General features: G+C 55.6%; 19 protein-coding genes. 6 read left to right on the top strand and 13 right to left on the bottom strand.

Going from position 1 to position 16,540, the window contains the following annotated elements:
- The first annotated feature begins 140 nt into the window (after positions 1-140).
- From E0E37_RS12175 to E0E37_RS19120, 3 genes are read left to right on the top strand one after another with little or no spacing between them, the layout of a single operon-like run.
- The gene (locus tag E0E37_RS12175) at positions 141-698 is read left to right on the top strand and encodes a TetR/AcrR family transcriptional regulator (RefSeq protein WP_130863304.1); all 558 of its coding nucleotides are present in this window, start codon (positions 141-143) and stop codon (positions 696-698) included.
- 25 nt (positions 699-723) lie between these two features.
- The gene (locus E0E37_RS19125; RefSeq protein ID WP_330548579.1) at positions 724-1,134 is read left to right on the top strand and encodes a class I SAM-dependent methyltransferase; all 411 of its coding nucleotides are present in this window, start codon (positions 724-726) and stop codon (positions 1,132-1,134) included.
- The gene (locus E0E37_RS19120) at positions 1,131-1,520 is read left to right on the top strand and encodes a hypothetical protein (RefSeq protein ID WP_330548578.1); all 390 of its coding nucleotides are present in this window, start codon (positions 1,131-1,133) and stop codon (positions 1,518-1,520) included. The genes E0E37_RS19125 and E0E37_RS19120 overlap by 4 nt, the downstream gene beginning before the upstream one ends.
- Before the next feature lie 73 nt (positions 1,521-1,593).
- On the opposite strand, the gene E0E37_RS12165 is transcribed toward E0E37_RS19120, so the two are convergent.
- From E0E37_RS12165 to E0E37_RS12115, 11 genes are all read right to left on the bottom strand, one after another.
- Entirely contained in the window at positions 1,594-2,262 is a 669-nt protein-coding gene (locus E0E37_RS12165; RefSeq protein ID WP_130863303.1) for a hypothetical protein, read from the bottom strand.
- A gap of 365 nt (positions 2,263-2,627) precedes the next feature.
- Positions 2,628-4,379, bottom strand: a complete 1,752-nt coding sequence (locus tag E0E37_RS12160) for an NADH-dependent [FeFe] hydrogenase, group A6 (protein WP_130863302.1) — start codon at positions 4,377-4,379, stop codon at positions 2,628-2,630.
- 18 nt (positions 4,380-4,397) lie between these two features.
- Positions 4,398-6,191 (bottom strand): NADH-quinone oxidoreductase subunit NuoF, encoded by a 1,794-nt coding sequence (gene nuoF / locus E0E37_RS12155; RefSeq protein ID WP_130863301.1) that lies wholly within the window; start codon positions 6,189-6,191, stop codon positions 4,398-4,400.
- Between the two features lie 13 nt (positions 6,192-6,204).
- A complete protein-coding gene (locus tag E0E37_RS12150) occupies positions 6,205-6,576 on the bottom strand; it encodes a (2Fe-2S) ferredoxin domain-containing protein (protein ID WP_130863300.1) in 372 nt (123 codons plus the stop codon).
- On the bottom strand, positions 6,573-7,133 hold the full coding sequence (locus E0E37_RS12145; protein WP_130863299.1) for an ATP-binding protein: 561 nt from the start codon (positions 7,131-7,133) through the stop codon (positions 6,573-6,575). Before E0E37_RS12145 ends, E0E37_RS12150 begins: the two co-directional genes overlap by 4 nt.
- A gap of 63 nt (positions 7,134-7,196) precedes the next feature.
- Positions 7,197-7,691 (bottom strand): NADH-quinone oxidoreductase subunit NuoE, encoded by a 495-nt coding sequence (gene nuoE / locus E0E37_RS12140; protein ID WP_130863298.1) that lies wholly within the window; start codon positions 7,689-7,691, stop codon positions 7,197-7,199.
- 372 nt (positions 7,692-8,063) lie between these two features.
- On the bottom strand, positions 8,064-8,864 hold the full coding sequence (locus E0E37_RS12135; protein WP_130863297.1) for a PHP domain-containing protein: 801 nt from the start codon (positions 8,862-8,864) through the stop codon (positions 8,064-8,066).
- A gap of 27 nt (positions 8,865-8,891) precedes the next feature.
- Positions 8,892-9,302, bottom strand: a complete 411-nt coding sequence (locus tag E0E37_RS12130; RefSeq protein WP_130863296.1) for a hypothetical protein — start codon at positions 9,300-9,302, stop codon at positions 8,892-8,894.
- Positions 9,303-9,332: 30 nt separating this feature from the next.
- The gene (locus tag E0E37_RS12125; protein ID WP_130863295.1) at positions 9,333-10,838 is read right to left on the bottom strand and encodes a [Fe-Fe] hydrogenase large subunit C-terminal domain-containing protein; all 1,506 of its coding nucleotides are present in this window, start codon (positions 10,836-10,838) and stop codon (positions 9,333-9,335) included.
- Between the two features lie 109 nt (positions 10,839-10,947).
- Entirely contained in the window at positions 10,948-11,370 is a 423-nt protein-coding gene (locus tag E0E37_RS12120; protein WP_130863294.1) for an ATP-binding protein, read from the bottom strand.
- Entirely contained in the window at positions 11,370-11,717 is a 348-nt protein-coding gene (locus tag E0E37_RS12115; RefSeq protein ID WP_130863293.1) for a DRTGG domain-containing protein, read from the bottom strand. Before E0E37_RS12115 ends, E0E37_RS12120 begins: the two co-directional genes overlap by 1 nt.
- 318 nt (positions 11,718-12,035) lie before the next feature.
- Between E0E37_RS12115 and E0E37_RS12110 the strand changes: the two genes are divergently transcribed.
- The 3 genes from E0E37_RS12110 (at position 12,036) to fabZ (ending at position 13,853) form a co-directional block, all read left to right on the top strand.
- Positions 12,036-12,914 (top strand): DUF362 domain-containing protein, encoded by an 879-nt coding sequence (locus E0E37_RS12110; protein ID WP_130863292.1) that lies wholly within the window; start codon positions 12,036-12,038, stop codon positions 12,912-12,914.
- Positions 12,915-13,004: 90 nt separating this feature from the next.
- Positions 13,005-13,406 carry a MerR family transcriptional regulator gene (locus E0E37_RS12105; protein ID WP_130863291.1) on the top strand — a complete coding sequence of 134 codons (402 nt, stop codon included), beginning with the start codon at positions 13,005-13,007 and terminating at the stop codon, positions 13,404-13,406.
- 15 nt (positions 13,407-13,421) lie between these two features.
- Positions 13,422-13,853: a 3-hydroxyacyl-ACP dehydratase FabZ gene (fabZ, locus tag E0E37_RS12100; RefSeq protein WP_130863290.1), complete on the top strand. Its 432-nt coding sequence runs from the start codon at positions 13,422-13,424 to the stop codon at positions 13,851-13,853.
- Between the two features lie 199 nt (positions 13,854-14,052).
- On the opposite strand, the gene E0E37_RS12095 is transcribed toward fabZ, so the two are convergent.
- Both E0E37_RS12095 and E0E37_RS12090 read right to left on the bottom strand, forming a co-directional pair.
- Positions 14,053-14,532, bottom strand: coding sequence for a metallopeptidase family protein (locus tag E0E37_RS12095; protein WP_246019717.1), 480 nt, complete (start codon positions 14,530-14,532; stop codon positions 14,053-14,055).
- A gap of 615 nt (positions 14,533-15,147) precedes the next feature.
- A complete protein-coding gene (locus E0E37_RS12090) occupies positions 15,148-16,533 on the bottom strand; it encodes an MFS transporter (RefSeq protein ID WP_130863289.1) in 1,386 nt (461 codons plus the stop codon).
- Between the last annotated feature and the right edge of the window lie 7 nt (positions 16,534-16,540).

The raw sequence follows: 16,540 nt of genomic DNA, 5'->3' as shown, positions 1-16,540 counted from the left end.
CCGTTTTCCTGTTCTGTTGATCATCCAGCAAACACAGCGGGATATTTTTATTTGATCTATCTCTTGCCACGAGCGGTTTTATATGTAACAATAGTTATATAACATTAGTTGTATATATGTGAAAAAGAAAGGACGCAAGTATGCCACCGAAACCGAAAATAACAAAAGATATGATTTTAAATACCGTTTTGGAAATCACTCAGGAAATGGGATTTGACGCTGTCAATGCAAGAAGTGTTGCAAGCAAGTTAGAATGTTCAACGCGTCCGATTTTTACCTGTTACGAGAATATGGAAGAACTTAAAAAAGATTTTCTTGAATTTGCTTTCGAATACTATGAACGCTATGTTTCAAACTATAGCATTTCCGTAAACATCAAGCCATATTTGTTTCTGCCCCTTTCATATATCTCGTTTGCCAAAGAAGAAACACACCTATTTAAGTTGCTATTTATAAACGACATGGATTTGGATATGTCAGAAGCCAATGATTTTTATAAGGAACACGGAAATGAGGAAAAGGCAAAAAGCTTCTCGGAGATGGTCGGTGTTCAGTCAGAGCGTGGGGAAAAAATATTTTTAGATCTGTTCCTTTACACGCATGGTATAGCCGTTTTGACAGCGACCGGCAAACTGTCATTTGATTGTGGTGATCTAGAAAAAATGTTGACGAATTTCCTATCTACATTTATTGGTTAGGAAGCCGAAAAGACAGGAGTATATAATGAAAATAAATCCATACTTAATTGATTTTTATAATCATTATGATGAAGATAACCGTCTCGCATCAATGCATGGTATGGTTGAATTTTTTACTACCATGCGTTATGTGGAGAAACATTTAAAGCCTGGCGACCGCATACTTGAAATCGGCGCAGGGACAGGTCGATATTCTCATGCTTTAGCACGTCTAGGATATGCGGTTGACGCAGTAGAACTTGTTGAACATAATATAGAAATTTTCCGCAAAAATACTTTAGCAAACGAAAATATTTCTATTGTGCGCGGTAACGCGTTAGACCTTTCTGATTTTTCAAGCGTTCAATATGACATTACCCTTTTATTAGGACCACTTTATCATTTGTATAACAAAGAGGATAAACAGCAGGCTATCCTCGGGAAGCAATCCGCGTGACAAAGCAGGGCGGTATCATTTTTGCAGCGTATGTGATTTCAGACGGCTGTCTGCTCGATGAGGGCTTTAAGCGAAACAATATCAGTGTGGCTGAATATGTAAAAAAAGGATTGCTTGACTCCGAAACATTCGCCGCAAAATCCGAACCAAAAGATTTATTTGAACTTGTACGAAAAGAGGATATTGACGATCTGATGTCCGAATTTACAGTAAAAAAGCTTCACTATGTTGCTGCCGACGGCTGCGCCCTGTTTATGCGTGAAGCGATCGACGCCATGGATCCTGAAACATTTGAGCTATATTTAAAATATCATTTTGCTACTTGTGAACGTCATGATCTATTAGGCGTCACAAGCCATGGGATCGATATTTTTCAGAAACAATAATAACGCATAAAAGATCCCGGCTCTCCTCCCGCGTCCTCCCGCGTCCTGATCCCTTATGCATTGTTCTCCATACTCACTCTGTCGGCATCTCTGTCTCCGTGGCATCGGCCATTCTCAGCAGGGCGTCCTCACCGTGCGCCCCATCGCCGCCCTGGCCAATGTTCTCCCCGTCAGCGCCTTCCCTGCCGCAGGCCTGGATCTCCTTCAGGCAGCCGGCCAGGTATTTCTGCGCGCCCAGATCGTAGACTACCATCTGATATTTCCGTCCCTGTCCATCGTATTCCTGGGTGCTCATCCCGATCATCCCGCCCTTTTCCGTGGGCACCCGGCGCTTCTGGCCCTCCTCCGCGATCTCTTCCCGCAGATAACCCTCCCGTAGCAGCCATTTCGTGAAGGCCGTGACCTTGATCTTCTGTACGGCGCTCTGATCGATCAGCTCGTTGATGCGGCCGGCAAAGCGGCTGATGCCCACAGGTTCCTCCGAGTATTGCAGCCGGTCCAACTGCTCCTCCGTGATGGTAAAGGGCGGCAGCGCCTCCTGCTTCGGCGGTTTCCCCACGACGCCTCCATTCTGTATGACCTGCTCCAGAATTCCGGACACATAATCAAAACACCTGGCCAGCCGCTCCTGGTTCAGCGCCGTGTCCCCCGGCAGCTCCGCTCCGGAGATCGGGTCTGCTCCCCTTGCCAGCCTGTCCAGATATAGCTTCGCACGCTTGAGCTTTTCCAATTCAGTGACCATCTCCCACTCCTTATCCTCCGATTCAGACACAGTATTCAGCTTAAACCCGTCTGGTACTGCCTATATTTATTGCCACACCGATTACCTATTCAGGCGCGTTCTATTGTCTATAGTATATCGCGATCCAGTGCGCTTCACAAGCCATTGACGCTTATCTTGCCCTCCTGCTGTTTTCCCCTGGGTCTCACAGGACAGGGAAACGCCGTCTTTCCCCATGCAGACATACAAAAGCGCAAAAAGGGCGGACCCTTCCAGGTCCGCCCTCCAACAGCAAACATCTGATCTGCCGCCGGCAGGCGGCAAAGGATCGATCTTCCGCATCCGAACCCTCCGTTCACGAATTCAGATGCGTTTCACTGTTTTGATCAGTATTTTCCCCGCTTCACATAGCTGGTGTGCAGGATCTCATGGGCTGTATGGCTGCCCGGTTCCCCGAAGTAGTCGTCGTAAAGCAGCTTGATCACTGGATTTTCGTGAGACTTGCGCAGGGGTAGCTGGCGGTCCAGCTCGTACAGCGCTCTGGCCCGGATACCCTTCACGTCGATGTCGCTGTTGCGGACCGAATCGTTCTGGTAGGGCTGACCGCCGCCGTTGATGCAGCCGCCGGGGCAGGCCATGATCTCGATGATATGGAACTCTTCCTCGCCGCTGCGGACGGCCTCCAGCAGCTTCTTGGCATTGGCCAGACCGGAGGCGACGCCTACCTTGACCTCGATGCCGGCCACGTTGTAGGTAGCCCGCTTGATGCCCTCGTCGGTGCCCCGGACTTCCTTGAAGTCCACGATGTTCAGCTCTCCGTCCAGCCAGTGGCTGGCAGTTCTGAGGGCCGCTTCCATGACGCCGCCGGTGGCTCCGAAGATGACAGCCGCGCCGGTTCCCACCTCGAAGGGATTGTCGAACTCCTCGTCGGCCAGGCGGTTGAATTCCACGCCGCCCACCTTGATCATGCGGGAGAGCTCTCTGGTAGTCAGTGCCACGTCCACGTCCGGCAGGCCCTCGCCCGCGGCGGACTGATCGTCTCTGGTGACCTCGTACTTTTTGGCGGTGCACGGAATGATGGAGACGACGAAGATCTTGCTGGGATCGATGCCGTTTTTCTTCGCATAGTAAGTCTTCAGCACCGCGCCGAACATCTGCTGGGGCGATTTGCAGGAAGACAGGTTATCCGTAAATTCCGGGAAATAATGCTCGCAGTATTTGATCCAGCCCGGTGAGCAGGAAGTGATCAACGGCAGCTTTCCGCCGTTTTTCACCCGGTCGAGAAATTCGTGAGCTTCTTCCATAATGGTCAGGTCAGCTGTCACGTTCATGTCGAAGGTCTTGTCGAAGCCCACCCGGCGCATAGCAGCCACCATCTTGCCCGTCACATCGGTTCCCAGAGGCTGATCGAATGCTTCGCCCAGTGTGACGCGGATGGAAGGCGCAGTGAAGGCCAGCACCAGCTTATCAGGATCGGCGATGGCATCCCACACCTTCTGGGTATCGTCCTTTTCGTGGAGAGCTCCCGTGGGACATGCCACGATACACTGGCCGCAGTTGGTGCACGGCGCGTCCGCCAGGCTGGACTCAAAGGCGGAGCCGATATGGGTGGCGAAGCCGCGGTCGATCATTCCGATGACGGATATGCCCTGCAGGTTCTGACAGGCCGCCACGCAGCGCCGGCACAGCACGCACTTGGTGTTGTCCCGAACGATGGAGGTGGACAGATCGTCGATCTTATGCTCCGGGTTGACGCCCAGAAAATGGTTCTCGTCCACGCCGTATTCGTGGCACAGCCTCTGCAGGTGACAGGCTCCGTCGCTTCTGACGCAGGACAGACAGTCTTTTCTGTGGTCGGAAACGATCAGCTCCAGCGTGCTTTTTCTGGACTTTCTCACCTTCGGCGTGTTGGTCTGCACCTCCATACCCTCGCTGACGGGATAGACGCAGGAGGCCACCAGAGATCTGGCTCCCTTCAGCTCCACAAGGCAGATGCGGCAGGCGCCCAGCTTGTTGATATCCTTCAGATAGCACAGGGTCGGAATTTCGATGTTCGCGTACTTCGCCGCTTCCAGGATCGTGATCCCCTCGGGAACCCGGAGCGACATGCCGTTTATTTTGATATTCACTAAATTCATTTTCGCTCGCTCCTTTCCTTATTTTCTCGAAATAGCTCCGACTTTGCACGTGTCCATGCAGACGCCGCAGCGGATACATCTCTCCTGATTGATGGTGTGCTTCTCCTTCAGCTTGCCCCGGATAGCGCCCACCGGGCAGCCCTTCGCGCAGAGGGTACAGCCCACGCACTTGTCCGGATCGATCTGGATGGTCATCAGATCCTTGCAGACCCCTGCAGGACACCGTTTCTCGACGATGTGAGCGATGTATTCATCTCTGAAATAAGTCAAGGTAGACAGAACAGGATTGGGCGCGGTCTGGCCCAGTCCGCACAGGGCGGAAGCCTTGATGTGGTGACACAGAGTTTCCAGCCGTTCCAGATCCTCCATCTCTCCCTCTCCCTTGGTGATCCTGTCAAGGATCTCGTACAGTCTTCTCGTACCGATCCGGCAGGGGGAGCATTTGCCGCAGGATTCGTCCACCGTAAAGCCCAGGAAGAACTTGGCGATGTCCACCATGCAGTTATCTTCGTCCATGACGATAAGGCCGCCGGAACCCATCATGGACCCCAGGGCGATCAGGTTATCGTAGTCGATGGGCACGTCGAAATGCTGCGCGGGGATGCAGCCGCCGGAAGGTCCGCCGGTCTGAGCCGCCTTGAACTTCTTGCCGTTTGGCACGCCTCCGCCGATCTCTTCCACGATCTCCCGCAGAGTGGTTCCCATGGGGATCTCCACCAGACCCACGTTGGTCACTTTGCCGCCGAGAGCGAATACCTTGGTGCCTTTGGACTTTTCCGTACCCATGGAAGCGAACCATTCCGGCCCCTTCAGGATGATCTGCGCCACGTTGGCCAGAGTTTCCACGTTGTTCAGGATCGTCGGCTTGCCGAAGAGACCCTGGTTGGCCGGGAACGGCGGACGGGGCCGCGGCTCGCCGCGCTTGCCCTCGATGGAAGTCATCAGCGCCGTCTCTTCACCGCAGACGAAGGCTCCGGCTCCCAGACGCACCTCCAGATCAAAGTTGAAATCCGTGCCGAAGATGTTTTTGCCCAGCAGGCCGTATTCCTTCGCCTGGCTGATGGCGATCTCCAGACGTTTTACCGCGATGGGATATTCCGCCCGCACGTAGATATATCCCTGGTCCGCGCCGATCGCATAGGCCGCGATGGTCATGGCTTCAATGATGGCGTGGGGATCGCCTTCCAGAACGGAGCGGTCCATGAAAGCGCCCGGATCTCCCTCGTCGGCGTTGCAGCAGACGTACTTCTTATCGCCCTTGGCTCTGGCCGCAAACTCCCACTTCACCCCCGTGGGGAAGCCCGCGCCGCCCCGGCCCCGCAGACCGGAACGCTTGATGATATCGATAACGTCGTCGGGTTTCATCTCAGTGAGACATTTTCCCAGAGCCTGATATCCGTCGAAGCCGATGTATTCCTCTATGTTTTCCGGATCTATGACGCCGCAGTTGCGCAGGGCCACCCGGAGCTGCTTCTTGTAAAAGTTGGTCTCGTTCAGAGACTTCACCATGTCGTCTTCGATGGTCTCCTCGTAGAGCAGACGCTTGACGATACGTCCCTTCAGCAAATGCTCGGTCACGATTTCATGCACGTCTTCGGGCTTGACCATGGAATAGAAACAGCCTTCCGGATAGACGACCATGATCGGTCCCAGAGCGCAGAGTCCGAAGCATCCTGTCTGTACGATCTTGACTTCGCCTTCCAGTTCCGCGGCCTTCAGTTCTTTTTCCAGCTCATCGACTACCTTCTTGCTGCCGGATGAACTGCAGCCTGTGCCGCCGCAGACCAGCACGTGAGATCTGTATAATTGCATGCGACTGCCCTCCTTATTTCTCATACGCGCCGATGGTGTATTCCAGCACCGGCCTGCCGTTTACCACGTGCTCCGCGATGATCCTTCCAACCTTTTCCGGCTTCATCAAAACGTAGCTCACTTTTTCTTTTCCCGGTATGTAAACGTCCACGATGGGCTCCAGCTTGCACATACCGATACAGCCCGTCTGCGCCACCGTCACATTTTTGATGTCCCGCTTTTCCAGTTCCTCCATGATCGCGTTTAAAACAGGACGCGCCCCCGCTGCGATACCGCAGGTGGCCATTCCCACGACAATGCGGATCTCGTCGCCGTCGCTCTCTCTCACGGCCGCGTTGTTTTTCATCTTGTCTCTGATCGCAGCCAGTTCCTCCAGGGATTTCATATTCCTACACCTCCATTCAGCGCTCTTAGATGTTCCGACAGATACTCGGAAATAAACGAAATGACATCAGGATGGGACAGCTTGATGCCGCCGCCCAGTTGTTCCCTGATCTCCTCTGTGGAAAAATCGAATGTATCGTCGTTCACACGATAGTTCAGAAAAAAGTCAATGTCAGGGTTGAGAAGGATCAGAGAAGTCAGCGTACCCGCCACGTCTCCCAGCGGCTGCCGGTCGATATGGCTTTTCTGAAACTCAGCCGTCACCCAGGTCCCTTTTCCCAGTTGGGAGCCGATGTGAAACGACCCTCCCGCCGTCTCGGCCGCCTCCTTGAAAAAAGAGATGCCCAGCCCCACCTTTCGGGTGGTCCTGCCGGTGACAAAAGGATCTTCCACCTGCGCCAACAGTTGGGGACTCATGCCCCTTCCGTTGTCTTTGATCCGTATGACCATGCGGTCCGCGGCGTCGTCTTCTTCAATGCCGATCTCAATTTTCGTCCCCTCCGCCGCTATGGAATTCTGGACGATATCCAGAATGTTCAGCGAAAGCTCCTCCATCATCTTTTCTGCTTCCCTCCTCCGGCCGATCTCCCGCGGCGTTCCGCCGCAGATCCTGACGCCGGATCACTTCTGATACTTGTACAGGACTTCCTTTACCTTATCTTCGGTCATCTTGCCGTACACATCTTCGTTTATGGAAATCACGGGAGCCAGTCCGCAGGCGCCCACACAGCGGGTGGCGTCGATGGAAAACTTCCCGTCCGGCGTACACTGGCCGGCCTTGATCCCCAGGGCTTTTTCGAATTTTTCCAGGATCAGTCCCGCTCCCTTCACGTAGCAGGCCGTCCCAAGACAGACATTGATCTGATACTCGCCCTTGGGATAAAGGCTGAACTGTGAGTAAAAGGTCACCACACCGTAAACCTCGGAAATGGAAATGTTCAGTTCCCCGGCCACCATTTTCTGGACTTCGTAGGGCACGTAACCGTATATACGCTGGGCCGCCTGCAGTATGGGCATCAGCGCCCCCCGCTCGTCCCTGTGCTGCGCAATGGCCTGACGGAGCTCCTGCTCCTGCTCTTTTGTTCCGTTAAACGAAACGATCGGTTTTACGTTCATCTTCTCCCTCCTTCACTTGTCGGCAGACTGCTCTCGCTTCCTGCTTTTACTTTGCTGCGGCGTATCCGGTCATGCCGGACTTGTCCCTCTTTTTTCCGCCGTTCCCGGCCTGCCGGGTCTCGTTCTGCGCCCCTGGGGATTCCGCCCGCGATCTGTATTTCACACGCGGCCGCCCGGGGCGGTCCGCAGTCTTTTTTCTGCGGCGCCGCCGGCTTTTGCCTGCGGGGCGGGTACTGGATAAAAATACCCGTTGGAATATAATATATGTAGCATCATACCAAAATTACAACAGAATTCATACCGTGTCAGGCAAAATCCGCAGATGTTTTGTTAATTTTTAGACAATTCGAAATTATCCCGTAATATTGAGGTTCATTTCAGACTTTTACCGGATTTTAGCCACCGGATAACCGCCTCCGCCGTCCGTTCGGATACTTCCATGAAACGCTGCGGCTCCGCGATCTCCTCCAGATAATGTGCGTCGGAAGATGTGATGATCTTGTACCGCTCGGAAATTTCCGGGTGTTCATCCGAAAAACCGCGGCAGAGACCCACAGGAGAGACCTCTGCCGCGGCGATGGGCAGTTCTTCCGGTATAAAACCCAGGTTCGAGAGTACGCTGAAGACAGGCTTATCAATATGGGCCGGCACAAACGCGCCGCCCAGCTTTTCAGTAAGCCTGAAAAGGTCATAAAAAGAAAGCCCCGCGGCAAAAGCCAGGAGTCGCTGCTCCTCGCCCGTCACGCGGTCGTATTCGTCCATGATCCACTGATTTCCGTAGATATCCGGGCGGTTCTTCACATCGCCCAGATAAGGAGCAAGAGCTCGCTCAAAAGCCTGCGCTTCCTCAAGCGTGGCAAACAGGCACAGGGAGTGCACTTCTTCCTCCGTCTCCACTTCGGCTCCGTACAGCAGCAAAAGCTCCTTTGCAGTTCCGGCCATTCCGGCGGCGCCCGGTACGCCGTCCGGTGCGCCGCCGGACCACAGCTCCTCCGACCGGCGGGCCGCCTCTCTCACCGCAGGCCCGTTGGCGCAGGAATTGTGGTCCGTCACAGCGATCAGATCCAGTCCTTTCAGACGGGCCATGTTTACAATATTGTTCGGCGTCATGTCGTCGTCGCCGCAGGGCGACAGACACGAATGGATGTGAAGGTCATAATAAAGCTTTTCCAAAACGCGCCTCCCTTCCCCGCTTCTTTTCTAGATCATCCCCAGCTCCCCTGCCAGGGACACTGCGGCGGAAAACGCCGAAGTGCCGCAGCCTGCCAATGTGACGTCTTCCTGCTCCGCCCAGCGGATCACTTCCTCCGACACGTGGATGCCCTCCGGAAGAAGTACGGCGGCCGCGTCTGCCAGCACCGCCACGGCGATCATATTGCGGGAGGTCTGGACCGTGATCCAGATATCGCTCTCCCCGCAGTTTCCCATGACACGGCTCAGGAGGTCGCCGATATAACAGCCCGAGACTTCTTTCTCACCGCTGCCGCAGATCAGGTTCCAGCCCAGCCTTCCGCACAGATCCTTTACTGTCATTTCACTCACCCGCTTTCCGGCGGCCCTCTCGCCGCCGCTGCCGGTCAGACGCGCCTCATCCAGACGCAGTTTTAACACAGCCGCGTCTCCGGAGCGTGCCGCCCGGCTCTATTTTTCCGGATCGGCCCCTTCCGATCCATTCGCTCCATTCGATCCTTCGGATCCTGCCTCTGCTTCCGCATCCTCGGCAGTTTCAGCGCTCCCTGTCATTCCCGCAGTTCCCGCGGCTCCTGCAGTTCCCGTGTTTTTCTCCTCTTCCAGGTCCTTCTCCGCCGTCTCTTCCTCCGTTTCCGCACTGCGGACTCCAAAGGTGGGCGGCATATAGGCCTGAACTTTCATCATCTCGTCGAACAGCGCCTGCATGCGCTCCCGCAGTTTGAAGACGCAGTCTCCTTCCTGGGCGATCCCCATGACGATATCCTCTGCCAGCGCATGGCAGGAGGGTGCTCCGCAGGAACCGCAGTCCAGTCCCGGCAGCGTCGCCGCGGTCTTTTCGATCTCAGACATCATTCGCATGGCGGTGCCGCGGTCTGCGTCCAGCATCATGATCGGCTGGTATTCCAGCGTATTGCTCCACATGACCTCGCTGGCAGCTACTTTCAACGGATCCACGCCGTTTTTGTCCAGCTCCGGTTTTACCATCTTGGACAGGCGCGTGATCCTTGTGCGGGCTACATAAGGATTTTCCACCGTCAGACAGCCGCCTACGCAGCCGCCGGGACAGGCGTTCAGTTCGATAAACTGCACGTGATGAAGCTTCTGCGTCTCTACCTCATCCAGAACCTTTACCACATTCTGGATCCCATCCACCGCGATGAACAGTTCCTCTCCCATAGCCCGGCTCTCCCCTCCCGAGGACGCCCAGCCAATGCCGCGAAAACCCGCTGTGGACAGCCGGGGCGGTTCGTCGATCTTATCCAGAGCGGCGATCAGCTTTCCGTAGACCTCTTTCATGGACAGCACGCCGTCCACCACCGGCTTATCGTAAGTGAGAGGGTATTTCAGAGCCGTCACTTTCGCGGGACAGGGTGAGATGAAGAACACTCCGATATCCTCCGGCGGCAGGCCCGTTTTTTCCTGCGCCTCCCGCCGGGCGGCGATAGCGGCCAGCTCCACGGGGGCGATGACTTTCATCACATTGTCCACCAGCTCCGGAAAGCGGATGCTGATCAGCTTGATGATCGCAGGACAGGCGGAGCTGATCAGAGGATCGCGCAGTATCTTCTTGGCCTCCGGCAGCACTTCCGCCGTGTGGTCGGAGATGGTCTGGGCCGCCAGCGCCACCTCGTAAACATCGTCGAAACCGATGTCCAGCAGCGCCGCCAGAACATAGTCTACATCCTGAGCAAACTTGAACTGGCCGTACAGCGTAGGCGCAGGCAGCGCCACTTTATATTTGAAGCGGTCCATTTCACACATGGGATCGTAGACCGCCTTTTTCGCATGCTGAGGGCAGACCCGAATGCACTCGCCGCAGTCGATGCAGCGATCGCTCATGATGGTGGCCTTGCCGTTTCGGACACGGATGGCCTCCGTCGGACACTTCTTGATGCAGTTGATACAGCCTATACATTTATCGGTTTCCAAAGTAACGGAATGCGTCACTTGTTTCATTATCGCGCCTCCATTCCAGCGGGCGTACATTTCTGCCGGCTCTGGCCGCGGCTGATCTCCTTCGCGCCGGCGCCGTGCATTCTCCCGCATGTCTTTTTTACCAAAACGATCAGGCGAGTATAGTAATGGTCAGCGTCGTTCCCACGCCTACCTCCGTTTCTATTTTCAGATCGTCGCTGCAGCGTTTGATATTGGGAAGTCCCATGCCCGCGCCGAAGCCCAGTGATCTGGCCCGGTCGGATGCGGTGGAATACCCTTCCTTCATGGCCAGCCCCACGTCGGGTATGCCCGGGCCGCTGTCCGCCAGCGTGATCGTGATCCGATCCTCGCTGATCTCCGCCGAGGCGGTGCCCCCGTTGGCGTGGATCACCATGTTGATCTCGCCTTCATACATGGCGATGGATACCCGCCGTATAATATCGGCGGCGAAGCCCAGCTGCTTCAGGACCTTTTTCAGAGAGGCCGACGCCTCTCCCGCCGTGCTGTAATCGTCGGCCAGCACCTGCCAGGTGTGTCTGATCACCTCCGCCATCAGTAACCACCTCCGCGCAGTCCCTCTGTATAGAGCAGTCCGCAGGCGGTGAACAGCGTACAGTCGGTCTTCATCACCACCAGCCCCTTTTCATTGGCCAGCTTCACTACCTCCGGCTCCGGCTCCTTTCCCCTCACCATGACGATGCAGAGTATATCCATCATCTCGGCGGTGCGCACCACCTGCGGATTGTTCAGGCCCGTGAGCAGCAGCCCCCGATCCTTGAAATAAGCCAGCACGTGGCTCATGAGATCCGACCCGCAGGCGGAAAACACTTCCACATTTTCATAGTCCATATCCGTACAAACCTTCGCGTTCAGAAGCTCCTTCACCTTCGCGAGTTTCATCCTTGCCTCCTTCTGACCGTCGTCAGACGCGCCATTCGTTAGAATTTTCGGTAATTTTCATATGATGATTATATCAAAGAATACAGCGATACGCCACACTTCTTTTGTGGGAGACGCCGCGCAGACGGATCAAAAATATTTAAAAAAATGCCGAAAAATACTTGACTTGAAGTTAACTCTAAGTTGTAGGATATTCTCGAAATGACAGTCTGCACCCCAGCCGGCCGGGCCATCAGACGGCGGGATCCGCCGCAGCGCAGCAGGTCTGTGACAGGGACAGACACAACGAAATTTTTTGTATGAACAGGAGGATCTGCAATGTCAAACGTATACAAGACCAGAGAGATCACGCCGGAAAGCCTGATCCGCATCTACGATGCCCTGGGCGTTTCCCTGTCCGGAAACGTAGCGGTAAAAATATCCACGGGCGAACCCGGCGGACACAACTTTCTGCAGCCCGGACTCATCGAAGGTCTGGTGAAAAAACTGAACGGCACCATCGTGGAATGCAACACAGCCTATGAAGGCCGCCGCAACACGACGGAGGCCCATTGGCAGACCATGGACGATCACGGTTTCTCCGCCATTGCGCCCTGCGATATTCTGGATGAAGACGGCGACATGCCTCTGCCCGTAGAAGGCGGCTTTCATCTGAAAGAAAACTATGTAGGCGCGCATCTGAAAAACTATGATTCCATGCTCATGCTTTCTCACTTCAAGGGGCACGCCATGGGAGGATTCGGCGGCGCGCTGAAAAACATGTCCATCGGCGTGGCCTCCGCCGTCGGCAAGGTCTTGATCCACACCTCCGCCACCAGCGATAAGTTTGAGGACGCCTTTACCGCGGATCACGATTCCTTCCTTGAGTCTATGGCGGACGCGGACAAATCCGTAATGGATTTCATGGGACAGGATAAAATCGTATATATTAATGTAGCCAACCGTCTGTCTGTGGACTGCGACTGCGACGCCCACCCTCACGATCCGGAGATGGCCGACATCGGCATCTTCGCCTCCACGGACCCTGTGGCGCTGGATCAGGCCTGTGTGGACGCAGTGTACCAGTCTCCTGATTCCGGAAAGGCGGCCCTGATCGAGCGAATGGAGTCGCGCAACGGGATCCGCACGGTGGAAGCCGCGGCGGCTCTGGGCCTGGGCGACCGGACGTATGAACTGATCGACATTGATGAGCAGTAACCGGGATCGGCAGAAAAGATGGGACCGGCTGGATTTCTCTTGCACCAACGGCCGGCAGCGATTAAACTATAATGCAAGGAGGCGATATGCATGACCATCGCAGAAGTCAGCAGGCGATACGGCGTCTCGGCAGATACGCTGCGTTACTATGAAAAAGTCGGTCTGCTGCCCAATATCAGCCGCACCGCCGGCGGCATCCGAAACTACTCGGAAGATGACTGCAGCTGGGTGGAATACATCAAATGCATGCGCAGCGCGGGCGTCTCTGTGGAGACGCTGGCGGAGTACGTCGCGCTGTTTTACCAGGGACCGTCCACTATCCAGGCCAGAAAAAATCTGCTCCTGAAACAGCGGGAACAGATCGTTGCCCGCATCAGCGAACTGAACGATATTCTCACAAGACTTGACTGGAAACTGGACGGCTATGAAGAACGGATGCTTAAATGTGAGGAAAACCTGAAGGCCGTCAGGCCGGAGAGTCCCGCCATATAAAAGGAGGCATATGGCATGCAGATGAACAGAGCTCAGATCATGGAGATCATCCCGCACCGGGATCCCATGCTGCTGGTGGACGAAGTCCAGGAGATGATCGACGGCGTATCTATCGCCACAAAATTTTACGTGGATCCATCCCGGGAGATCTTTAAGGGGCATTTCCCCGGATCGCCTGTCTTCCCGGGGGTCTACACCGCAGAATGCATGGCGCAGGCCGCCGATATCCTGCTCCTTTCCACGGAGCGTTACAGCGGAAAAACGCCGCTGTTTCTTGGGATCGACAAGGTAAAATTTCTCCGAAAGATCGAACCGGGAGACACGCTGGAGATCAGCGCGGTCCTCACGTCAGAGAGGCCGGAGAAGGCCATCGCCACCTGCAGCTGTCAGGTCTGCCGCCGGGGAGAACTGGCGGCCACGGGCGACGTCACCCTGGCTATGCGCTGAAATGGGCCGGCTGCCGTGCAGGCCGTTCCGCCCGCCTGCACGCCGCCACCTAGTGGGGTAGAAGGGAGTGCTCCCGTGCAGGCCGTTCCGCCCGCCTGCACGCCGGGCCGGACCCGGCGCAGTGTCTTCTGCATGCTGCGTTGAAAGATACGTGGCCTGCAGAAGGCATTTTCTCATCTTCAGCAGCCAAGCGCGGAGTTCAGCGCCAAAAAGGTCTCTTCTTTGCCTTTGTCTCCCCGCCCGGGCTGTTTCGCTTCGCTTTTCTGCCCATGTGATAGTTCCGCAGCTTGGGCGATGAGACCCATCCGCCCTCTTCCTCTTCCAGATATTCTCTCAGTTCCTGGGCATCCTTCCTGTCAAGCCCCGCTTCCCCGGCCAGGCCTTCCAGATGGTGCGTAAACTCGTGAAACAGCGTCTCCCTCAGCTCCGCCCGCAGCGTTTCAAGGGGCTCCTGACCAAACAGCGCTTCAAAAGAACCGTAATACAGCACGATGTAACAGCCCATCACCGGATCTGTTATATACTCGCCCAGCGTATAGAGATCATCATGTCTAGCCTCCGGGCTGAGCACCCGGTCCGGCAGCAGGACGATCCCTCCGTTGAGTCCCTCATAAAACACCTCCGGCACTTCTTCCGCGATCTCTTCCAGCATTTCCTGCATTTCATCTATGGTAATCAAAACGACGTCACCTCTCTCCCCTTCAGACTGTCTGTTTAAAACGCCCGATATTGGGGTATCATAATTACGTTTGTATTATATCTGTTTTTACACACTCTTCACAAGGGCTTTAAACAGATTTAACATTGGGCGCATATTATAATAACTAAGATAATAACTGCGTTGATTTTGAAAAAGGAGGTGATATTATGACGATGGATCTGAAAGATTATGACATGAGTCTGTATGATTTCGACAACATGGAAGAAAACAACATGGACGTGTCGGAACGGTAACTGCCCGACTTAGCCGGGCGGGACATCCTGTCCCTTTTTCAGACTTTCTCATTGACCAGTCAATGTCTGCATAGATCGAGACGCAAGCAGTCTCTTTTCTGAACCGGCCCGGCGCCGGTTCTTTTTTGTGCTTTTATTACTGTTTTCCGTCCCTTCGGCCGCTTCACGGCCCTCTGACGGCCCGCCATCATTGCGGACCCCGCCGGCGTTCTCTGATCTGCCGGCGGGTCCTAAACTTCAGGCGTTCCCGGGCCTGCTTCCCGATGTTTCCCCCGGGCCGTCGGTCCCGCGCCGGTCCCCCGGCCCGAAGCCGCGGAGCCCGGCCTCACGGCTCCATACCTTACCGCAAGGCCGATGGGTCGGACAATTCCCGTTCTCTCAATACCTTTCCGCTGTCGTCTCCGCTCTCCATCCAGCAGTTGCGGCAGCCGGTCTCCTTCATCAGCAGCGCGCTGAATAATCCCGCCGCCACGAATGCAGTCACCAGCAGAAACATACTGCCGTAGGTATTGGAGGAAACGCCTCCTCCGGAAGTGAACACTCTGCCCGCGCAGATGGGAATGAAAATGCTGCCCATAAACCCTCCCATGTTAGTCACGGAGGCGGCCACCCCCATGACCTTGGGATCGTTCACCTCTCTGGCGGCCGGCCAGCTGACCACGTAGGCGTAGCTCAGAAAGCCCGTGATAAAGAACAGCGGACCCAGCGCGGCTCCGGGGATCTTCCCCGCCAGCGCCGTCAGCACCGCCCAGCAGGCCAGGTAACCGGCGCCCGCCCAGACGGCGGGTTTTTTTCTGCTCCGCATCCGGTCTGACAAGCTGCCGATCACAGCCGCCCCCACGGCGCTGCCCACTACTCCAGCGGTGGTAAACAGCGAGGCGGTCACGGTGCTCATTCCATATACTTCCGTGATAAACGACGTCCCGTAATACCCCATGAGTACCACAAAGGAGCCGTAGAAGCTGGCATATGTAAAGAAAATAGGCCAGGTCCTCGGATTCTTCAGCACGCCGGCCGCGCCTCTGAGTCTGGCGCTCAGAGACTCCGTTCCCGATCCCGACGCTTCTGCACCACGCTCTGCCGTCCGCAGATCCGCCGCGCCGGCGGCCAGTCCTTTCTGAACCGGGCGGCCGTCTTCCAACTGAAGTGCATCCTGAAGTGCATCCCCCGGTACGTCGCGCACGATCAGCACGATGGACGCCGTCACGGCCAGGGACATCACGCCCACTCCCAGGAACGCCATCCGCCAGCCCACGGCGGCAGTCAGCACGGCCAGGGGCGTCTGGGCAAAGGCCCCGCCCATGGTGCCGATAAAACAAGTCCAACCTGTCAGGGTTCCAAACATGGGTTCCGGAAACCAGCTGGCCTGGATCTTCAGGATACAGACGAACAGCACGGAGGTTCCCAGTCCCACCAGACTTCTTCCCACGTAAAGCAGGCCCGCCGACGGCGCCGCCCCAAAGAGGATGACGCCGACTGTTGCCAGAAACATGCCGGCTGAGGCCGTTTTGCGCGGTCCCAGCCAGTCGGCCAGCAGCCCTGCCGGTATCTGCATGATCAAATACAGATTGGCATACATATTGCCGATGGATATAAAGGAGGTCTCCGACATCTGAAATTCTTCCATCAGATCCTCTTTTACCACGCCCATGGAGAGCGAGTGAAAAAAGTTGATGGCGTATGCAAACACCAGAACAGACCAGATCAGCCAGCCATTTCGCCTCATGGATCTT

Source organism: Bacilliculturomica massiliensis (assembly GCF_900605495.1).
GTDB classification, from domain to species: Bacteria; Bacillota; Clostridia; order Peptostreptococcales; family Anaerovoracaceae; genus Bacilliculturomica; species Bacilliculturomica massiliensis.
Note: the sequence above shows the minus strand (reverse complement) of the source record. Positions and strands in the feature narration are given on the sequence as shown.